The sequence below is a fragment of the Paenibacillus radicis (ex Xue et al. 2023) genome (genome assembly GCF_024722015.1).
In the GTDB taxonomy this organism is placed as follows: domain Bacteria; phylum Bacillota; class Bacilli; order Paenibacillales; family NBRC-103111; genus Paenibacillus_S.
On record NZ_JANQBD010000027.1, the window covers coordinates 21,699 to 43,277 of the forward strand.

At 44.0% G+C, this 21,579-nt stretch carries 20 protein-coding genes; 17 read left to right on the top strand and 3 right to left on the bottom strand.

Annotated features, from left to right (window positions below; translation table 11 throughout):
• Nucleotides 1-55: 55 nt before the first annotated feature.
• From NV381_RS29530 to NV381_RS29555, 6 genes are all read left to right on the top strand, one after another.
• Nucleotides 56-1,576, top strand: a complete 1,521-nt coding sequence (locus NV381_RS29530) for an extracellular solute-binding protein (protein WP_258216901.1) — start codon at nt 56-58, stop codon at nt 1,574-1,576.
• 97 nt (nt 1,577-1,673) lie between these two features.
• Nucleotides 1,674-4,913 carry a glycosyl hydrolase gene (locus tag NV381_RS29535; RefSeq protein WP_258216902.1) on the top strand — a complete coding sequence of 1,080 codons (3,240 nt, stop codon included), beginning with the start codon at nt 1,674-1,676 and terminating at the stop codon, nt 4,911-4,913.
• Nucleotides 4,914-6,030: 1,117 nt separating this feature from the next.
• On the top strand, nt 6,031-9,594 hold the full coding sequence (locus tag NV381_RS29540; protein WP_258216903.1) for an S-layer homology domain-containing protein: 3,564 nt from the start codon (nt 6,031-6,033) through the stop codon (nt 9,592-9,594).
• A gap of 635 nt (nt 9,595-10,229) precedes the next feature.
• Nucleotides 10,230-10,748, top strand: a complete 519-nt coding sequence (locus NV381_RS29545; RefSeq protein WP_258216904.1) for a hypothetical protein — start codon at nt 10,230-10,232, stop codon at nt 10,746-10,748.
• A gap of 366 nt (nt 10,749-11,114) precedes the next feature.
• Nucleotides 11,115-11,621 carry a hypothetical protein gene (locus NV381_RS29550; protein ID WP_258216905.1) on the top strand — a complete coding sequence of 169 codons (507 nt, stop codon included), beginning with the start codon at nt 11,115-11,117 and terminating at the stop codon, nt 11,619-11,621.
• Nucleotides 11,622-11,952: 331 nt separating this feature from the next.
• Nucleotides 11,953-12,087 (top strand): hypothetical protein, encoded by a 135-nt coding sequence (locus NV381_RS29555; protein ID WP_258216906.1) that lies wholly within the window; start codon nt 11,953-11,955, stop codon nt 12,085-12,087.
• 23 nt (nt 12,088-12,110) lie between these two features.
• On the opposite strand, the gene NV381_RS29560 is transcribed toward NV381_RS29555, so the two are convergent.
• Together NV381_RS29560 and NV381_RS29565 are read right to left on the bottom strand one after the other, a co-directional pair.
• A complete protein-coding gene (locus NV381_RS29560; protein ID WP_258216907.1) occupies nt 12,111-13,829 on the bottom strand; it encodes an alpha-keto acid decarboxylase family protein in 1,719 nt (572 codons plus the stop codon).
• Nucleotides 13,830-14,597: 768 nt separating this feature from the next.
• Nucleotides 14,598-15,797 carry an MFS transporter gene (locus tag NV381_RS29565; RefSeq protein ID WP_258216908.1) on the bottom strand — a complete coding sequence of 400 codons (1,200 nt, stop codon included), beginning with the start codon at nt 15,795-15,797 and terminating at the stop codon, nt 14,598-14,600.
• Nucleotides 15,798-16,119: 322 nt separating this feature from the next.
• On the opposite strand from NV381_RS29565, the gene NV381_RS29570 reads away from it, so the two are divergent.
• Nucleotides 16,120-16,593: a DinB family protein gene (locus NV381_RS29570; RefSeq protein ID WP_258216909.1), complete on the top strand. Its 474-nt coding sequence runs from the start codon at nt 16,120-16,122 to the stop codon at nt 16,591-16,593.
• 171 nt (nt 16,594-16,764) lie between these two features.
• On the opposite strand, the gene NV381_RS29575 is transcribed toward NV381_RS29570, so the two are convergent.
• Entirely contained in the window at nt 16,765-16,965 is a 201-nt protein-coding gene (locus NV381_RS29575) for a hypothetical protein (protein ID WP_258216910.1), read from the bottom strand.
• Nucleotides 16,966-17,059: 94 nt separating this feature from the next.
• Here NV381_RS29575 and NV381_RS29580 point away from each other — a divergent pair, with 94 nt between their 5' ends.
• From NV381_RS29580 to NV381_RS29625, 10 genes are all read left to right on the top strand, one after another.
• The gene (locus NV381_RS29580) at nt 17,060-17,308 is read left to right on the top strand and encodes a spore germination protein (protein ID WP_258216911.1); all 249 of its coding nucleotides are present in this window, start codon (nt 17,060-17,062) and stop codon (nt 17,306-17,308) included.
• On the top strand, nt 17,305-17,508 hold the full coding sequence (locus NV381_RS29585) for a spore germination protein GerPB (RefSeq protein WP_258216912.1): 204 nt from the start codon (nt 17,305-17,307) through the stop codon (nt 17,506-17,508). The genes NV381_RS29580 and NV381_RS29585 overlap by 4 nt, the downstream gene beginning before the upstream one ends.
• A 68-nt stretch (nt 17,509-17,576) precedes the next feature.
• Nucleotides 17,577-18,155, top strand: a complete 579-nt coding sequence (gene gerPC, locus NV381_RS29590; RefSeq protein WP_258216913.1) for a spore germination protein GerPC — start codon at nt 17,577-17,579, stop codon at nt 18,153-18,155.
• Nucleotides 18,156-18,329: a spore gernimation protein GerPD gene (locus NV381_RS29595; RefSeq protein WP_258216914.1), complete on the top strand. Its 174-nt coding sequence runs from the start codon at nt 18,156-18,158 to the stop codon at nt 18,327-18,329.
• Nucleotides 18,330-18,372: 43 nt separating this feature from the next.
• A complete protein-coding gene (locus tag NV381_RS29600; RefSeq protein ID WP_258216915.1) occupies nt 18,373-18,747 on the top strand; it encodes a spore germination protein GerPE in 375 nt (124 codons plus the stop codon).
• Nucleotides 18,748-18,778: 31 nt separating this feature from the next.
• Nucleotides 18,779-18,991, top strand: a complete 213-nt coding sequence (locus tag NV381_RS29605) for a spore germination protein (RefSeq protein ID WP_258216916.1) — start codon at nt 18,779-18,781, stop codon at nt 18,989-18,991.
• 52 nt (nt 18,992-19,043) lie between these two features.
• Nucleotides 19,044-19,496, top strand: coding sequence for an Hsp20/alpha crystallin family protein (locus NV381_RS29610; protein WP_258216917.1), 453 nt, complete (start codon nt 19,044-19,046; stop codon nt 19,494-19,496).
• A 312-nt stretch (nt 19,497-19,808) separates the two neighbouring features.
• Entirely contained in the window at nt 19,809-20,582 is a 774-nt protein-coding gene (locus NV381_RS29615; RefSeq protein WP_258216918.1) for a S16 family serine protease, read from the top strand.
• An 18-nt stretch (nt 20,583-20,600) separates the two neighbouring features.
• Nucleotides 20,601-20,876: a hypothetical protein gene (locus NV381_RS29620; RefSeq protein ID WP_258216919.1), complete on the top strand. Its 276-nt coding sequence runs from the start codon at nt 20,601-20,603 to the stop codon at nt 20,874-20,876.
• Nucleotides 20,860-21,522, top strand: coding sequence for a hypothetical protein (locus tag NV381_RS29625; protein WP_258216920.1), 663 nt, complete (start codon nt 20,860-20,862; stop codon nt 21,520-21,522). The genes NV381_RS29620 and NV381_RS29625 overlap by 17 nt, the downstream gene beginning before the upstream one ends.
• The last annotated feature ends 57 nt before the right edge of the window (nt 21,523-21,579 follow it).

The following is a 21,579-nucleotide window of genomic DNA, read 5'->3' on the forward strand; positions in this document are numbered from 1 at the left end:
GATAACTTGCGCAAGGCAGTTTATCATAAATATCAAATTAAGGGAGGAAACAGAGATGTCAAGAGCCAGGGGGAAGACCAGCAAGAAGTACCGCGCAGGAATGACCTTACTTTTAGTTGCGTTATTGGCCGGTTGCAGCAGCGGACCAACGACGCCGAGTCAGCCTAAGGATGGGGGTACCAGCCAAGTCGCGAATAATACCCCGCTGAAGGAACTGTCGGTTATGACGCAGTACAGCACATCTGAGCCGCCTAAGCCGGATAATATCGCGCTGGTGGAAATGGAGAAGTATACGGGAACGAAGCTGAACATCACTTGGGTGCCGAGTACTGCGTATACGGATAAGGTAAACGTAACGCTTTCCTCTAACGCTTTGCCACAAGTTTTGATGGTAACCGATCACAAGTCCCCGACACTGGTCTCTGCGGTCCGCGCGGGGATGTTTTGGGAAGTCGGTCCTTATTTAAAGAGCTATCCTGAATTAAGCAAAAAGCTTGAAATGGTCACCAAAAACGCATCGGTTGACGGTAAATTGTATGGTATCTACCGCGGACGCGTCTTAGGACGAAACGGATTTATATACCGGCAGGATTGGCTCACAAGTTTAGGGCTGAAAGAGCCAAAGACAATTGATGAGTTTTACCAAATGATCAAAGCTTTCTCTACACAGGATCCGGACAAAAACGGGAAAAATGATACGGTCGGACTTATCATGGATAAAACCACACTTGATTCGAAAGACTTTTTCACTTGGTTCGGCGCCCCGAACGGCTGGGAATTTAAGGACGGCAAAGTCACTCCCGATTTTATGACCAAGGAGTATTTGGACGCGTTAAATTTTATGAAAAAATTGTATGATGAAAAGCTGATTAACGCCGATTTCCCTGTTACCCAATCCTTTAGAGACGTTATGAACAAAGGAATTGCCGGAGCGGCCCTTAGCTGCATGTGTCTGTCCATGGATGGATCGTTTAATACATTGGCTAAAGCGGACCCGAATGCAAAAATTGATATCGTTAACACGTTGGCGGGACCCAAGGGAGAGCGTGCGGCGGCCAGCGCAGGATTTTTCGGCATGTTTATGTTTCCGAAGTCGAGCGTAAAAACAGAAGCGGACCTTAAGAAAATATTGGCGTATTTAGATAAAATTTCTGATGAAAAAATGAACTTCCTGCTGGATTGGGGAATTGAGGGCAGACACCATAAAATGGAAAACGGGAATCCTGTATTCACTGATGCCAAGCTCTTTGGGGACGAAATCAATCCGATCAAGCAGTTGAAAACTTGGGACGGCTCGTCCTACGGCACATCAACCCCGCTGGGCAAAAAGCTGCTGGATATGTACGCGAAAAACGATAAGATCGTCCTGCATGACCCTACGCTGCCGCTTATTTCGAATACGTTCTCAGAAAGAGGAGCGGATCTTAAGAAGATTATTGGAGATGCACAGGTGAAATATATATTCGGGGAGTACAACCTGGAAGCTTGGAACAATGCGATCAACCAATGGAAAAAACAAGGCGGAGATAAGGTTATCGAGGAGTTTACGGCTGAGTATGCAAAGCTGAATAAATAAGAGGGAATTTATAAGAACAACGCCGGTGAATGCGTGCCAGCATACCGTATGTTGACCCATTCACGGCATTATAATTGGAGAGGGATGAGATAATCAGATGGAATTTGATATCAGGAAGTTTCAGAACCCGACAGAAGAATACCGGCTCCATCCTTTTTGGTTTTGGAACGGAGAAATGACCGAGGAAGAAATTAGCCGTCAATACGATGAGATGCAAGACAAAGGTGTGGGAGGAGTCTTCATTTGCGCGAGACAAGGGATTACCGTTCCCTATTTGTCCCAAGGCTGGTTCGAGATCGTACGGTTTGGTGTAGAAGAGGCTAAAAAAAGGAATATGCATGTGTGGCTTTACGATGAGTATCCGTATCCGAGCGGCATCGCCGGCGGAGAAGTAACTCTGCAGCATCCTGACGCCAAGCAGTATACGCTCGAGCATACAACCGAACGGGTAGAAGGTGGAGCGCTCATTAGTATGGAACTTCCATGGGCCCGTATCCTGTATGCTAAAGCAGTTCCTGTCGGTGGGGACGGGAATAAGCGTTGGGAAGAAGCGGTAGATATTAGTCGGTGGATCGGTAATTACCAAGCAGAGCAAGTTTTCCAGAAGGCTGGGCTTACTGCCTACACCGATAAGCGGTATTTCTCGTACGGTCCCGTGCAAAAGCTCGAATGGTCCGCTCCGCAAGGAGAATGGGAGCTTATTATTTTGCAGGAAAAAGAAATAGGTGATTTCAAATACTACGGAACCTATGTGGATCCTGCCCACCGGGAAGCGATGGAAACGTTCATTCGTGTGACCCATGACCGGTTCGCCGAGGAGCTTGGCGAGTATTTCGGTACAACGATCAAAGGTATGTTTACTGATGAGACCTTTTTTGTAAGCCGAATTCCATGGTCACCCATTATGCCTGAATATTTTCAAGAGAAATATGGCTACGACCTTCGTGAGCATTTGCCTGCCTTGCTGTACGAGGAAGCGGAAGGAGCGGCGCAGGTCCGGTACGATTTTTTCCAGGCAGCCCATGAATTGCTGTTGGAAAACTATCATAAATTGATAAGCGACTGGTGCGAGAAGCACGGGCTCAGCTATGTAACAGAAGTTCCATCGATGCGTATGACCACCCAACTGTACAGCCATGTTCCGGGTGGCGACACCGCGCACGAGAAAGTGGGGCGTTCACTGGAATGGGTTCTGAACCGTTACCAAGATAATATTCGGGGCAACGCGAAAATGGTAAGCTCCATCGCCCGTCAGCTGGAAAGAGAGCGGAACTTGATCGAATGCTTCCATAGCGTTGGTTGGTCCATGACGCTGCAGGATGCCAAGTGGATGATTGATCGGATGGCGGCTCAAGGCGTTAACTTTTTCAATCCTCATGCCTTCTTTTATACGCTTAACGGTTTGACCAAGCATGATGCGCCGCCTTCCCAGTTCCTTCAAAATCCTTACTGGAGGCACTTTAAGCAATTAGGCGATTATACCGGCAGAATCAGCTATGTGATGAGCTGTGGTACTGCTGAAGCCCCTATTGCTGTTTTGTTCCCCATCACCACCTACTGGACCCATATGGTCAACCCGAACAGGATGACTTATTGCGGTACGGAAGCGGGCGAAAAAAAGCGGGTTGAACAGCTGAAAAAAGAATGGGTGGATATTTGTAACCATTTAACCTTTATCCAGAGGGATTACGATCACTTGGATCCGGAGCTGCTGGAGCGGGCAAAGGTAGAGAACGGCATGATCGAATTAGGGAATGCATCCTATTCTATGCTTATTATACCGCCGATTACCAATTTGGAGACGAGGGCATGGCATAAAATTCGTGAGTTTTTGGAGAGTGGCGGCAAAGTCATCAGCATCGGACATACGCCGGTTGAATCCATCGACAAAGACTCGTCCACGCTGTCTGAGATTCAAAGTGTGTTCGGTTTATCGGACGAAGCATCCCGTCACCCCGGCTTGCTCTCAGTTGGCAACGGTGAAGCAGAAACGGACTTGAACGGATTGACCCATCTGTTGAATGAGCTACTGCCTGCCTCCATTAAGCTGGAGAGCGATCGCTCCAACAAAAGCTTTATGCTGCAAATCCGCAAAATGTCAGAAAACAGCGCTGTTGTTTTCCTCAACAATCATGATGGGGACAGCCATAATTGTAATTTGATTGTGGATGCAGCCCAGTTATGGACAGCAACAGGCTTGAATCTGCAGGATGGTCAACTTGAATGCCGGGAATTATCGCTTGATACAGGCGAAGTTACTTCTCTCGGAGCTGAGCGAACAGGAAATTCGTTATTTAAGCTTCCTCTGCTGTTCGCACCTTACCAGTCCCGGCTTATCCAATTAACTTGGGAGAAAAATTCTAAAATCGCAGAAGCAGGCACAGTTGCAGAGCCTGCGGCTAAGCTCGAAATGTCTGTGGAAGGCCCATGGCAGCTCCGTCCGGAACGAAACAATATGGTTAGATTTGACATCTTTTCGATTGATATCCGGAGCCAACAGGGAGAGTCTCGTTTATTCACCAACGGAAAGGAAGCGAAGGTTCCGGTCAAGACGTTTATCGATCAATGTTCCGACCTGGCGGCTTTTGCCGGAATTCCCGTTGTCATGAGCCAACATTTCGGGACTCCCTTGAAGACACGTATTGCATATCCGCTGAAAAGCATTTATCGGGTATCCTTTCAAGTAGAGGAGCTTCCTTCGGAATGCCGGCTTGTCATGGACAAGGGAGCGATTTCGGGTGAATGGCGGATTCGCGTTAACGATGGCATAGTTACCTCCGAAAGCTGCGCGCCGTACTACCTGTACGACTACTTGAACATTGGGGCTGACATTCGGGAATACCTGAAGCCGGGCGCTAACGAAATTACCGTTGAGGTAGATATTCAATGTGATTGGGATGGTTTAGTCGAGGCCATTCATTTGGAAGGGGATTTTGGAGTCAGCCACGATAAGGACAAGCAAATCGTTTTAACAAGGAAGGTAGAGCAGACTTCCGGGTTGAAGGGCGGACTGGTGAATGGGTATCCCTATTATGCAGGAACCTTGTGCTACAAACGGATCGAAACGATTACGGAACTGCCGGATACGGAGACTTTCGTACTTACATTCCGAGATTGGGATACGCATTTCCATGATTGCGCTGAGGTATTGGTTAACGGTCAGTCGCTCGGGGTCCGCTCTTGGACACCTTATTCGTGGGAAGGAAGCAGCTCGGTCTTGCAGAATGGTGAGAACCTAATCGAGATTCGTGTGACGAACACCTTGGTTGGCCTGCTGGAAGGAAAGACGTTTAATTACGCAACGCATAAGATAGAGCGTATTGAAGATTTGCTCTAACTTCTGGATGAACGTTTAAGAAAGCATTTGTGAATAGCGCTTACGGCGGCTGAAGGTGCATCGAAGCTTAGCTCTTTGATGAACTTCAATTAGATCTGTCTGTTTCCTGTTAATCGGAGCCTCAGATCCTGCAGCCGTAAGCCTTTTTTGTGTTTAATCATTTCTAGATTTTCAATTAGCTCATGCTGAGATTGCATGGGCTAGTTTTGTTGGGCTTAACTCAGTAGGCAGCACATCTCTGGTTGGTTACACATCAAAAAAAGATTCGAAAAGTAAGACAAAATAACACGGGGGCATAGCTCAGCTACCAAGGCTGGTTTTTTTATTGAGCTTGGGGACGAACTCAAAAGGTTAGTCCTCTCAAAACAGCTCATTACAGAGTGGAGGATCAACAAAACTTTCAAAGATAATCGGCCCTTGAAGGGTTTTTGCTTTGTCGAAGGGGGATTTTGATGCACGCGGAGCTAGGCATTTTCTTCTACCTTCAAGAAGTCATTGCTATTAAGGGTTGGCAAGTAGTGCCATCTTGGAAGACGCGTTTAGGATATCTAAATCCAAGCGAGCGGCTGTGAAAGAAGCTGGCCAATACCCTGATCATTGATAATTCTGGACTATTGTTACTTCCTTGTTTTCATTCGTAATCTAGCGATATTTTTTCATTTTATAGCGATACTGAAACCATTAAATTTATGTTAATGTAATAAAACGCTTTTAAAAAGATTTAGGGGTGAGCATCACTAAGCAAGTGGGGTTCTGGGCTATTATGGAAACACAAGTGATTTTTAATAGGAGTGAGACTATAAAATAATACTTTTCGCAAGACGCTATCTATCTTTTTGATATTCACTTTAATTAGGGGGCTAGGCTTTGTGCAGCCACATGTTGCTGATGCAGCATCAAGTAAAACCGACATTGCACCGAGCACGTCAAACATTACAAGCTTTAAAGCAAGTTCAGAAAATAGTACTAGTATAAAAAAAGCACTATATCTGGGGGGAGATCGGCTGTAAGACTAGGCAGTTGTGGCTGTGGCTCGTACGGTAGCAAAAGTGATTTATTAGGGCTAGTACAACTGTTTTGAAAGCGATTACTAAAAACTTCTGTGAGGTGAATCTTTTTGTTAAAACGAAATTCAAAATCTATTCTTGGTCTTATTCTTGTCATTACACTTGTTTTTTCTATGTTTCCGACCCTACCGTCATCTGTAGCTTACGCAGCCGTAACCAACTTACTGCCCTCTACTTTGACATTAAACGGTAACATTAAGGCTAGCTCGCAAAATGGTACTAGATCAGCAGTAAATATCGGTAATTCAGTGACTTGGACACTTGGAGCTAATGGAGTCTACACGGCAATCACAGGCGGTAGTCCAAATAATTTATGGGTAGCCATCGACCTTGGTTCTTCAAGCAATATAGAAGGTTTGAACTTTCACACTACTGCTAACGATGTAAATACCATAGCCCGTAGTTCCCAGTATGAAGTAAGTTACTCAAATGATGAGACTCCGCTTACTTCCCCCTGGAATAAGCTTACTAGCAGTCCTTCCAATAACCCGATAACTTTTTCACCATCAGCTAACGGATGGACTAGCGCTGCAGTTGTACCTACCAATATTGCAACCGGTACAGTTACTAATGCTACCTACAGTTGGAGCAGGATCGATCCTACTGATCCTAGTAGTTATTACACATCAAACTTAACTTTTACGGCTCCAATAAAAGCGCGCTATATTTTGATTAATTATACTTTAAAGACTTCTGCTACCGGTCAACTGGGTATTGGGCTTTTGCAAATACTACCTCCGGTCACTCTTTCGTCTTCATCAGGAAGCTTTTATAAAACATTGCAAAATACAGTATCCACTCAAATTAACCTTGATACTTCGACAAGCTTTACAAACATTACCAATGGTTCGTACACTCTTGTGCAAGGAACGGATTATACCTTTGATACAAACAGCAATGTTGTTACATTTTCAAAGACCTACTTAAGCAGTCTTAATGGTAGCTATAATTTAAGTTTTAATTTTTCTTCAAGTCACGGGACGTCATCTCTTCCCTATATACTAACAGTAGCAGCAGCGGCCGATTCTTCTCTTTCGCCTCAAGGTGCTGCATATATTCCATTGTCGCCTTCTACAATATCAACAACAATGAATCTCAATGGCAACAATTTTACAAACATTAGTGAGGGTACAACTGTCTTACCTTTATCGGCATATGTCGTTTCAGACAATACCGTTACCTTCAATCAAAGTTACTTGAATACACTTAGTCTTGGGGTTCACGCTTTTACCTTTAACTTTAATCAGGGGAATCCTCAAACATATATGCTTACCCTATCGGGCAAGCCCCCTGCTGCCAACATTGATTATCGCTATTGGACTTTGCAGGAGCCACTCCCTGGAGGGGCAGGCCAAACATCGCAAACATTACAAGATGGCTATGCCGATCCCTATTTCTACATTGGGGCAGATGGAAGCCAAGTCTTTATGGACACCGCTGTCGGTGGTACCACATCCGGTTCAGCCCATCCTCGCAGTGAGCTAAGGGAATATGATCCTGTAGCAGGAAAAGATGCAGGTTGGTTGCCTGCAGGGGCTAACATTATGTCTAGCACCGTTGCCGTTACAGCTCTTGGAACTTTAAACGGTGCAGGTTGGACTACCATTGGGCAAGTTTTTGATCCAAGTGTAACAACCTTGTGCGAGCTTGAATATGGATATGACCCTGCTCGTCCCAATAGCAATATTCGCATACTTTATGAACCAAGTGGTATAAACTCAATAGGATATCAGTATATTCCAATTAAAATTCCATTAAATCAGTATTTCACATATAGAATGACCCTTAATGATAGTGTGCTGTCAATTTATATAAACGGCGACTTGATATTTAATGGGAAAACAGCCAGCCCTAGCCAAGTTATACCACCTAATCATCTTTACTACTTTAAAGCTGGTAACTACGATCAAACTGCCACAAACGGCAATGTAAATTATGTTCCATACACCGTTGTTCAGTTTAAATCTATAAACGTATATCACGCTCCAATAGTATCCAGCAACGCAGACTTGAACTCACTGGCGTTGTCGAGCGGCACCCTGAGTCCTGTATTTGCATCCGGTACAACGAGTTACACTTCCAATGTGTCTAATAGTGTTTCGAGTGTTACCGTAACGGCAAATGTATATGATAGTAACGCTGTGATGACTGTGAAAGGAATTGCGACCACATCAGGACAGGCCAGCGCAGCTATTAACTTGAATGTGGGCAGTAACGTTATCCCAATTGTAGTGACAGCACTGAACGGTACAACGAAGACGTATAATGTGACAGTGAATCGTGCTCCAGCAAGCAGCAACGCAGACTTGAGCTCTTTGACGCTGTCGAGCGGCGCCCTAAGTCCTGCATTTGCAACCGATACAACGGCCTATACTTCGAGTGTGGCTAATGGTGTCTCGAGCCTTACTGTAACGGGTAGTGTATACAGTAGTAATGCCATGATGACTGTGAACGGAAATCCAGTCATAAGCGGTCAAGCAAGCGGAGCGATTAATCTGAATATGGGAAGCAATACCATCAACATTGTAGTGACAGCACAGAACGGCACAACGAAGACCTACAGTGTAACAGTGAATCGTATATCCAGTGGTAGTAGATCAAGTAGCAGTGGAGGTGGTGGCAGTTCAACTCCACTCGACACCAAAGTGACCGCAACGGAAGGTAAGCTAACGCTTCCCGCAGGCAAGACGGGCGAAGTTAGTTTAGGTAAAGAAATTGTGGTTTCTATTCCACCCAACGCAACAGATAAGGAACTGAAATTAACGATAGACAAAGTGGTAGATACTCAAAAGCTTCTTACAAATAAAGAGGTTCTGGTCAGCCAGGTATTTGAAATTCTGAAAAACTTCTCAGAGAACTTCAGTAATCCGGTCACACTGAACTTCACTTTCGATCCAGCAAGCTTGAAAAATAACCAAACGGCGGCTGTCTTCTACTATGATGAAGCGAAGAAAGTATGGGTAGAAGTCACAGGCAGCAAGATCAACGGAAACCAGATTTCCGTAGAGGTAAATCACTTCACGAAATATGCGGTATTCGCCGTAGACAAAGTGACAGGCAAGTCAACACCGGCTGTTAATTTAAACGATATTGCTGGCCATTGGGCAGAGGCTAATATCAAGCAAGCAGTGAGCAGCGGAATTGTTAGTGGCTATCCAGATGGGACCTTTAAGCCGAATCATACGGTAACACGCGCGGAATTTGCTGTGATGCTGATGAACACGCTGAAGCCGCAAGGAGAAGGAGCGGCGCTGACTTTCACAGATACAGCGAAGATTGGAATCTGGGCGCAGAAAGCAGTCGCGCAAGCGTTCCAAGCAGGTATTATTAAGGGCTATGAGGATGGGAGCTTCCGTCCAGATGCAGAAATTACACGTGCAGAGATGGCCGTGATGCTCGCTAACGCATTGGGTCTGACTGTCGAAGCGAACACGGTAACCGGCTTCGCGGACGACAAGGATGTTCCGGCATGGTCGAAAGGCGCAGTAGCAGCCATGAAGAAACAAAAACTTGTAGAAGGCAAAGGTGCCAACGAATTCGGTCCTACGGCCTCAACAACGAGAGCCGAGGCAGTAACCGCTCTGCTGAACTTACTGGCCCAAAAGAGCAAGTAACGTATAGATCAATTGGAGAGCTAGAAGAGGGTTATCCTGAAAGTAGTCGAAAAGGCTGCTTGAGGGATAACCCTTTTTTTAATGGAAATATAGATGGAGATTTCAGTAACACTTGGGTAGTGAAACTATCCAGTTTAGGAGAGCGCATCGTTGGCAGCGATGCGGTCAGGGGTCATCGTGTTCAACTATTTTTTTGGCCCTTTGTTCAAAATATCTCGACAAAACCTTACATGAAGCGCATTCTTTTCAGTTGCTTAAGTAGTTTCATCCGTTAAAGTTAAATAAAATAGTAAGCTATGATTTTGCATGCTTTCGTTTAAGGAGACTGGCTAAGATGTTATGTCCAACGATTATACCAAAGCCAGATTGGGTGCTAAGTTGCTGTTTGATTACCTGCTTACATTTTTTGTTTAAGCATATGCAGCCGGAATCTCATCGATTTTATGGACAGTTCCTAGTTGGGAATCTCACGATAGAGTGGGAGCTTACGCTGAACGCGCTGGGCGGATCGTTTCCTGTTAATCGTACCGTACCGGATGCTCAAATCTCGTTAGCTCATCCTGACTAATGCCTATTATGTGCAGTTCTATCAGTTCAATGGATCGGTTGACGAGAATATGAAGGAGAGAGGATTAATGCTGCAATGGATAATCACTGAATCGGAGCAGTCGAAAGAGGACGGGGTCCGATTTTTGTGCAGATATGCCGAGGATCTTGGCATCCCCTATAAGTGGAGTACAGTCATGGCGTCGCTAGATACCGCTATTTACGATCAGGGCTTCATGATTGCCTTGGACGGTGGCGGTAAGGTTCGTGGCGTTCTTGTGTACACTTTTTGGACCAAGGAAGATGGTTCAGAGGATCAGACCAGAATCGAAGTTCAACTACTCTATCTTGAGGCCGTTTTTCGCAGAGGTGTAACACTCCTTGGAGCTATGGATGCTTTGGTGGAGCGTGAAAAAGAACTGCACGAACCGATCGTTGAGATAGGATTTTATTGCACTCCGACCAACGCTCATAGAAGATTATTTTGTAAAATCGCAACGGCGAGCAAGACGGAGATGCATCCGTGCGGCATGCTGAGCTTTTACGTCACGACGCCCGCCCGACTAAGCCAATATGTTGAACGGCACAGGCTGAAAGCAATGAAATAAATGGCTACGACGAGGTCATTTTATTAAAAAACCGGCTTTAGCAGCCGGTTTCGGTCCCATCTACTGTCTCGGAGGTGGGGCTGGACGAGTTAAAGTAATATTTCCGTTTTGGCACCCTGCATCTCCCATGTCTGTTCACCTCGCTTTCTGGCTAAGTCGGTTCATGATTAATGTTTCACATTCCCGCTTGAGCGGTCGTTATTTTGTACCGCTAAGGGTGGATTGCATGCAGGTGCGCCCATATGTATTCACCTCCTCTATTATTTCATTAGTAACTATATAATATAAAGTTTAAATTGCCAATATAATTTTTTGAAAATTAAAAATATTTTGAATATTTAAAATATTAAAATGCGAGGCGAAAGCATGATCCGATTCGAAATATGCACGAGTACACGGCAATGGAGCAGATTTACAGATTTTTATATTGAGCGTCGAGCTTCGATCGTCACAGATTATCCTGTGAGCCTTGTGCTTAGAGACGTTAAAAATTACATGCAGCAAGGCAGAGCCGCTATTATCGTTAATGAACGGGACAAGGTCGTTGGAATTGGAAGCTTTGTGCTTGGATTGGCGGAGGCTGGGTATGAGCATAAAGAAATCGCAGTGTTGGGCAACAGCTGTTTTTCGGAAGAGATTCAGAATAACCGGACATTCATAAGGGGCTTGCAAGTGTTGGCTGAGCAAATTCTAGAAGCGAATCCAGTGGTGCAAGAAGTAAGAATTCCGACTTCGGCGGATAACGTGTATACGAACCGTCTGTATCAAAAGCTGGCGACCAAGCATCATTCGTTCGAAACGGGATATGGAATATTTAACGTCTATTCGACGCCGTTTCGCGAGTATGCCGAATTGTGCAATCGATATTCATGATCACAAAAGCTTAGGCGAAACGGGGAAGCCGTATAAGTCGGGAAAAGCGCTGTGGCTGTAGATCGGGTTTCATGACTTCAACGATAGCGTCGATTTTCGAAGAAGCTGGAGTCGACTCAGCATTCTGGTGTACCTTTGCTTGCCACAAACTGCCTTACATTGATGACCCCAATCACATTTTGATTCATTTTAATCGATCGTCTTATGGGGTCGGGCGGGTGCTGTAAGAAAGCCTGCTTTTTGCCGAGATGATGAGAATAGCTTCGGATTATATGCTCAAACAACAGGAATTTTATATCCGGAGTTTCTAGGTGGATGGAAATGATGAGAAATGAGTAAGCGGCTAACTCTGTTTATTGAAGGACAGGTGGAGATTAAGATACTGGAGTGGGTTGGAATAAATAAGCCCGATAAGCTTGGTACAAGAGCTTATCGGGCTTATTTTGAGAATGCTTATCATGTTTAGTAAATAAGAACAGCCCGCCGATTCTAACTTTGGCTTCGCTGCTTCTCCTGCATCTCCAAATAGTTGCGCATCCGTCGCATATTTTCGGGTGCGTCCATAGGATCCGCGGCGATCATTTCAATGATACAGAGTCTTCCGGCACGTTCCTTATCAGCTTGAGTTATAGCTTGGTCAAGCTCTCCATAGGTCCGGACAGTCACGGCAAAAGCATCGCCTCCAAAAGCTTCGGCAAGCTTAGTGTATGACCAGCGCGGAATTTTGTTATATTGCTGATCCTCTGTTTTGACATTCAAATATTTCTCGATCGTATAACCATCGTTGTTCAAGATGAAAATAATGGGTTTGCATTCATAATAAAGCATGGAGCTGATCTCTTGGGCTGTCAACTGCAAGGAGCCGTCACCTGTAAATAACAACACCCGTCGGTCGGGCGCAGCGATACTGGCACCGTATGCCGAGGGTGTGGCATAACCGATGGACTCCCAGCCTCCCTGAGCAATATACGTTACATTGCGCGGCAATCTCACCTGCGACATCCCGTTGTAAAATGTACCGGTCTCGGCGATCACAATATCCCCCTCTTTCAGCATCTTTTGAAAGCGAGGATAATAAATGGCCGCAGTTAGCGGCTCATCGGTGCCGCCGGTTATTTGATCGTACGGGAATGTCGCTTTTTCCGCCAAGCCTTGGCCATTGTAACCAACCTTCTGCACCGCAAGCAGCATATCGGCTGCGAACACATTCGGATATTCCGCTTCTCCAACCTTGACCATGTCCGGTTGAATATCGACGGTCACCAGTGGGTTCAGCTTCGCGGTGAAGTTCGCGGTGTTATTGTCCGCCCATACCATGCCTACCGCAATGACACAGTCTGCATGTTCTACCGTAGTTTGGACTTCAGAGCTTCCGAAAGAGCCTCCGTACATCCCGATATAATTCGGATGGGTTTCGTCGAATGCCCCCTTTCCGAACATCATTGTCGCAACAGGTACGTTCATGGCGTCGGCCAAATGCCGCACCGCTGTATCTAGGCCGAAACGCATTGTTTTGACATCAACTAGAATGACTGGCCGGTGGGCACGCTCCAGCAGCTGGCGGGCATGTTCCGTTGCTGCCTGAAGGGTTTTCAGATTGGACGCTGGACGCGGCGGTACCGGTTCTCTCCGGGCAATGATCGGCTTGGTCACTAAATCATCAGCCACAACCAGATATACCGGCTTTTTCTTTTCCTTCGCAATGCGAATAGCGGCAGGAATTTCAACTTCGGCGTTTTCCGGTGTCAGCACCCCAGTATAAGCCGTAATCAGCTCATATACTTTGTGGAAAACGTCGAAATTTCCATTCATTAGAGTGTGGTGCATCAGCTTGTGTTCCTTTTGATCCTTCTCGGGAGGCGCACCCACTATGTGAATCAGTGGCACATTCTCGCTGTTAGCTCCCGCAATCGCATTGCAGACACTGAGCTCTCCGACCCCGAAAGTCGTAATGAGAGCGGACAGACCTTTGATTCTTGCGTAGCCATCCGCCGCATAACCTGAGTTCAATTCGTTCCGTCCACTAATAAACCGGATGCCGTTATATCGCTCCAGCGTATCCAATAGTGTAAAATTATAGTCTCCGGCAACGCCAAAAATTTCGGTAATGCCCTCCAGCTTCAGGCAATCGAACAAATACTGGCCAAGTGTTTTTTGAGCTGTTCCAGTTTGCGTGTTAGAGCTGCCCACTGCTGTCATGGTTACCATCTCTTGCTCACTCCCTTCCCATTTAAGTCTGTTCTTGTATAAGATTCCCTTTTCGTTGGATTGGTTATTCACTAAGGGATATTCTATATGCTAGAAACCATTTGATTATCATATTTTTTTCTTTTATGAAATGTAGCTGCCGAATCGAGGCTTATGTAACTTTATATAAAATTCCAATAGTAATTAGGCGCAACCTCAAAATCAGTGCTTGACCTTCCTTCGATCACCACCATTCCCACAAAATCCTGCAAACATACAGTTATTTTCTACCGAAATTGCTGTAGAGAGAACAAACCTGCAAAAGTACATCCATTTTCATGGAAAACGCTCCGGTACAGATAAGAATGAAAAAATAAATGCACATTTGCATGAATTCAATTAGGCTTCGGATTTACCGGCCCAAAGGCTGCATAGATGCAGGTTTTCGGGAGAAGGCAATGGCTTTGATTCGAATAAATTCGATTAAAGTCGTTTGCGCTGTCATTAAACTTACATTCGGATTGAAGTTTCATCTTTCGTGTTCCGTTTTTTACCTTGTCATCCGGATACTTTTCTTTGTACCTCAGGCAATCGAACAAATATTGGCCAAATGTTTTTAGGGCTGTTCCGGTTTACGGATAAGAACTACACTCGCGCCCTATACCCAGATCAACCTCAGCGGAAATGATATCTGCTATTCCACAGCATCGTTCGCCAGCAAAAAACGAACGCAAACAGCCCCGACTTCTCCACGAAGCCGGGGCTGTATTCATTGCAATAAGTAATGGATTATGCTGCAGCAGATTTGCGTTCTGTGATATAACAAGCGATTCCCAAAATCAGAGCCAAACCTACGAGCACGGCACCGACCCAAGGGAGGGAGGCTATAGACAGATGAGTGATGACCCATCCCCCAATGAAAGCACCGGCTGCATTTCCTAGATTACCGGCTGAATGACTGGAGGTAGAGGCAAGTGCTGGCGCTGCCTGTGCCAGGCTCATTACTCTTACTTGAAGTCCTGGAAACACAGCAAAGGAAGCAGCTCCCCACAGAAAAATAGTTATTACGGCAGCTGTTGGACTATAAATGGTAAAGGTGAAAAGGGTAAGGATGACACATATCATAAAGTAAAGCCCTAGTACAGAGGGCATCAGCTTCCAATCCGCAAGCTTCCCGCCGATGATGTTGCCGAAGGTCACTCCACAGCCGAATAATATTAGAATCCATGTTACGCTATGCTCGGCGAAACCAGTGATTTGCGTAAGCAGTGGCGTAATATAAGTGAATACGGCGAATAGGCCGGCGTTACCCAGTGCTCCGACCAGGAGGTATAGTAGAAGCTTGGGCTTGACTAGTGCACTAATCTGACGAGCGATACTCGCGGGCTTGTCTTGGCGAATTTGCGGGATGAAGATAAGGATCCCGATCAATGCAATGACTCCCATAATCGCAATTGCACCAAACGAGGATCGCCACCCCATATGTTGACCAATAAATGTCCCGAGAGGAACACCGATTATATTTGCAATGGTTAGACCGGCCATCATAATAGAGACGGCTCCGGCACGCTTATCCGGGCGTACAAGATTGGAGGCGATAACAGCCCCAACTCCAAAGAATGTCCCATGAGTCAAAGCGGTTATCACGCGGGCTCCCATCATAATAGCGTAGCTTGGAGCAACAACAGAGATTCCGTTACCGAGAATAAATAAAACCATAAGCAGACATAATAGCTTCTTTTGCGGAATTCGGTGGGTTAGGACCGTTAGTATGGGAGCACCGATTGCAACTCCAAGTGCATACATCGTAATGAGTTGTCCTGCGGATGAGATGCTGACATTCAGATCCTCTGCGACATTAGGCAGAAGACCCATAATGACAAATTCAGTCATGCCGATTGCAAAGGCGCCAACAGTAAGAGAAAGTATAGAGAGGGGAAATGGTTCTTTGGTTGTTTGTTCCTTAATAATACGTTGTGATAACTCCATGATGTCAATATCAACCTTTCTCGGGTGTATAATAATGCTGTATTCTTAATCTTACAGTAAAGGTCAATAAGACCTGTTTCATATTATTAAATTTTTTGAGCGTATAATCAAGTTTTTTCTTTTAAAGAATATGTAAAAGGTAAGCGAATAAAGCAGCATTCAAGTGATCGATTCTTCTTACATTCGTAGGAAATCGATCATTTTTTTTCGGATAATAGGCAAATCAGCAGTAAATGGCAGTGAAATGTATGGTTATGGCAGTACTTTTCGAGCTAGGATAGGCCTGTAAGCACCAGATCAATCCTATTAGGAGGAATGTTCAATGTCACAAGCAATCATTCAAACTGCATTAAGCGCTCGTCAATTGGTATTGGGATCCGTACAGCAAATCCCCGAGGATTGGTACGATATTCAACCTGATGCATTTCCGAATAACATAAGATGGAATATAGGGCATATGATTACGATGATGAATTGGTTTCTTACCGATATCGAAGGCTATCAATTTGAATTACCTGATACTTATTCCTCAATATTTATGACTGGAACGAAACCAGAAGACTGGGCAGCTGCGCCTCCTTCAAAAGATGAACTGCTGGAGCAGTTGACTCGTCAATTTAATGCTATCGAAAAAGTTCCGGCAGATGTGCTTAATCAAGAGCTTCGAAGTCCATTTCTAATGGGGCCGTTGGAGTTCAAGTCTGCGGGTGAAGTGTTCAATTTCGCTATTGTTCATGAGGGAGTTCACTTGGGGATGATATCAGGCTTGGCTAAAGTGATTATTCATGACCTTTAGAAAGTTTAGGAAACACAGCTTAGTGTAAAGACGTGAAGCAGCGGCAACCCGGGACTTATGTTGATGTCCCGAGACGCCGCTGCTTTTTTTTGCTAGCGCATCAAACCTTGGCCGTTCGGACTAAGTAACTCGCCGCGATACACAATGTTTATGGACTATATGTAGGGCAGATCAGCTTTTGTCTCTTACCAAGGGATTCACCGGGCTCAAAGGAATACTAGGATTATAAACTAAAGAATCGGGTGGTGTATCAAAATAGGATAAGCTGCTGATGACTTCAGCATCTCCGATTAAAACTACGGAAGAACTACCCACCCCGCCAATATCGATAATTTCGACATGAATACACTTGTTGTTTACCGTCATTTTCATTCTAAACAGCACTCCCTTTCATAAATCGATGAATACACAGAAACTTCAGTCATAAAATACAATAAGGACATTTTATTAATAAAGGATGTCGTGTATGCCAGCAATTGTAGGTGCCATCAATGTGATCAGTGTCAGCGGTGTTTTTAATGTGGGTGATGTTGGCATTATTTCCCCAACCACCTACACTAAAACATATGCAGGAGGAGGATCATTCAATTCTGGTGAAACGCTGAATGTTAACAATTCTCCTAGTATTATCAATGTGTACGATTCCGAAGCCTTTGAACAAGATTTTGTTGTGCCGCAAGATCAAGGAATCCGAGAGGGGGATAAAAAAGAATGAACTTTTTCATCCACCAAAACATTAACATTCATACCATTAAAGTGGAAGGGATCTCGAACTCTTCAGTACTTCAAATTGGCAGCGCGGGTATTATTAGACCTATTTCACAGCTGTTTAATACGGGAGGCTTTAAAGAAGCCGCACCGGCTGCGGGAGCAACCAACATTCCTTTTATCCCATTGTCGGAGCCGAGATTTTAATAAATGGTTGATTTTGCGGGGAAAGGTTGAATGGTATGCACTATATGGGCCCGGATATGTTGCGATATATGAAGCAAGTGAATGATTGTCTGCAGTATCTTAACCAACAAATACAACAAATGAATAATAAAATTCAAGAAATGGATGCAACAATAGGCGAGTTAAAGAAAAACAGCACACAGCCGCCTGTAATCCGAAATGAATATCGGTTTGATCTGTTGAAGGTAGAAAAGCTGGAGGGAACTTTGAACATAGGTCTCAATCCAACTCCAAACGCGTCGGATTCGTCTATTGAGGAATTTTCTATTGGCCAGTCACTGAATACTCCCAAGGTTACAGAGCAGCACAACCCCCAAATGTTCCATGGCATTCAGGAGCAGGTCCAAGATTATTTGAGCAGCGGTGCATATAGTGCCCTTGAAGCTTTTGAACATCAATATGAGTATCCTTTGGATGAGCCTTATCGCAAATTTATTGTGGAAGACGTGAAAAAACAAATCGATCAACGGATCCGCTATTATTTACAGAAGCATCCGGAACCAACGGACAATACACAGGAGTCGATCATTGAAGAGGTCAAACGGGACATTGAAAAAACATTCGAAGCTTTTATAAGAAATTTGCCGCGGAAGGGGAATGAAAAATAAATGGAGTTCACCGTAATTAACGGAGGGGTCGTAGTGGATTATATAGAAATTTCATATATAAGCATTTCGTCGACATTTATGGTAGGTGACATTTGTTCGATCTCCTTGATAAGCGCCTTCGATACACCTCCTGAGAAGGTCATTATTGGTGTTACGGTTCCTTTTGTAGTGTGAAGAATTCATCGATCGAAGTCTAGAGGCGAAGGAGGTATAGGCTTTGAACAACCGGATATCGACTGTGGGTACTATTAGTGTAAACACTTTAGGTGATGCTACTGTATTTGAAGTTGGCGACTCGGAGACGATAGCCCCGTTTAATTATGTCATTGCTGTACAGCGTGAGAGAGCTATTTTTCTTGAAAGTGAATTTGATTTTAGTGATTACGCCATTTTCTCCATACCTCTTGAGCCACCTGAAATAAATGAAAACTTGACTATGACAAGAATTAATGAATCGCCCAATATTGTGGTGCATAAAATATCTGTTTTTCTGGTGTCCTCCTCATCCGTTGTCCATATCGGTTCTAGCCAAACATTGAATGCCGAGTCACGGATTAAGCATATCCGGCATTTACTGAGAGAAAGGCCTTAGAATATGAGTTTTCAGTTGGGAGGGGGCTGATTTGCCTTCAATCGTTCAGTCTGTAAATATAAACAGCAATAGCGGTACGGTGAATTTCGGGGATACGTTAAGCATTTCCCCAACGAGCAGCAACAAAACAGTTTCTGGGCAAGGCGGAGGGAATACAGGGAATTTGGTAAATACGTTAAACGGAGTTAGCGTAAACAATGTTTTTGAGCGTTCATTAGTGGATCAGCCAACGGCTAGCGTTTAAACAAGGTATGAGCCTTAAGGTTACATTAATGGTTAAAGGGAGATCATTCGGTATGGATAAAAACAACAATCCTTTTTCTATTTTTGATTGGAAAAAATTCGAAGATTCCTTTGGGGGATTACCCCAACCATCCAAAGAAAAGAACGATGGTTCAACATGGGTTGAACAATACGTGCATGATATATTGAAGCAATCCATTCCACCCTTAAGCCAATCCGCGGGGACAGTTCAGTATAATACGGAAATTACAGAGACCGAACATGCTCTCCTGATGAAAATTAATATTCCGAGCCTGACAGACGCTAGAAATATCAAAACCTATGTAGCTGTCAATCAAGTAAAGCTGGAAGCGAATGCCCATGATAAGCTTCAATTGATCCGGCTTCCTCACCCCGTTATTCCTGCCAGCTGCAAAGCGATTTATAAGGATGGAACCTTGCAATTACATATTCGAAAGCAAAGTAAGGATGAGCAGTTTTATGAAGTTGATGTGAAATACTCCTAAGGGATTCCAATACATTTTAGCACCGCGTGGTACGCGGTTTTTTTGCATTCATAGAATTTATATGTTAGGGGCTCCCCGCAAAGTATCTGAATCAACTTCGAAGCAAGGCCCCACTTTGTGGGGTTATTATATGTTCGGGGCTCCCCGCAAAGTATTTGAATCAGCTTCGAAGCAAGACCCCACTTTGTGGGGTTGTTTTCTGCTCAGCGCGCCTGTTATTTCACCAGACAAAGCTGGCAGGTGATTTAATACATACCTAGAATATATTAACAGTGTGAAGTTTAAACAAACCTTAATTGGATATATATACCTATGAAAGCTGTCGTAACAGTAAAAAAAGAATGGGTGCTTGGTATTTTTCTATTAATAATCCCGTTCTTGTCCTCCTTCATTTTAACGCTTCCTGTATACAATAACTTTATTACATCTGGTGATCTTGTACACGTGAATAAGCTTGGCATAAAAGGGAATGTGTACTTTGCATTTGTCAGGAGCGGATATACCAAAAACTTATATGAAAAGTATTCGCTTATGTGGACATACAGTAACAATATTGAATTTCATCCTGTTGATGGATCGGAGATCGAGGAGCAGGAGGAAGAGCTGGATTATGAAGCAGACCTTAGGGATAATACGATACGGAGTGCGGTTAATGTTGCATCCAAAAATGCAGCAGGCGTAAACGGTCAAGAGATTGCGACAATGGATAAAATGAAAGAAATCATTAAAAAATCTCAGAAGTATTATGGCGATTCCTTCGGCTTGATGGTAGCTATTGGATTAACGGAGGAATGGAATAAAGAGGATTTTTCCCGAAATGGACGGTTCAAGCTTGCGGGTACAGGTACGATAAACCAAAAGATGCAAGTGGGACCTGTCGGGGGAATTCGTTATAAAGTGATCTCCGCGGAACGTAAAAAGATGCAATATTTCTTTGTGCCAAGCAGTGATTGGAAATCAGATGAAAACGGATTAAGCAATGTGGAGGAAGCTTTGCAGGTGGTAAAGGAAAGAAACATGAAGATTCAAATCGTGCCTGTAGCTACATTGGATGAAGCTGTTCAATTTCTAAGATCTTTACGATAAAGCAGGAGGTATTTCGGTTTGCCTACAACAAAATCCAATTCGACCGCAATCATTTTTTCTATGTTTTTGTGGGTGAGCTTCGGATTATCCGTTATTTCGGGTCTTTTTACATCCTTCTATATGGTGAATTTTGATTGGTATGAGAAGCACCTGGCTTCACTGGATCAATATTTTTCTATTACGACCAGGCTGCTTTATTATATGGAAATTGTCATTTTCTTAATTAAGGAGCTGCTTCCGTTTCTATCCAATCACTCCATGGGGGGCCGTCATACGGATGATGCCCTTGATTAATATATGGGGACTCGGGAGTACATTTGGCAATATCAGTAAGCTAATTAAACGTTATGACGAACGGATAAGCAGAAACATTAAATACTTGATTCCATTCCTGTATCTTACCTTTTTTGGCCTCAATAATGTTAACAAATGGATTCAAAGACAGGATGCAGGCTCCAATGAACCGTTGCTGATTGTAGGCACTTTATTTGAAATAGCTTTTGCACTTGTACTTATTCTAATGGCCGTTAATATTAATCGGGGAATGCTGCTGGTTAGTTCTTTTAATAAAGACAAAATGAACATGAAAGTTGAACCCAGACTTATTAAAACCATCCAGAGCTATATGCGGGCCTTTAACAGTATTTCAACAATTAAGAGCTTACTGACTGAGCAATTCATAAAGGATATGTACGTTTCGAGTCACTATGGCATAGATAATGAGCTTACAACTGATGAGATGTTTAAGATTATTGAAATGAAAAATAAAGGAAAAGCAGAGCTAACCCTTTATACAATTGATGATTATGATGTTATTGACGATGAGACCTTCGAAGTCTGCATCTCAAGGGAATTTGCGGGGGGCTATAAAGATAAAATACGTTATATATTGAAAAAGTATGGAGCAAGCTGGAAGTTTGATCGTATCATTCGCTTCTAATGCTAGAGATAATTCTACTAAAGTCTGTTCTACATTGTGACAAAATTTTTTGAGACT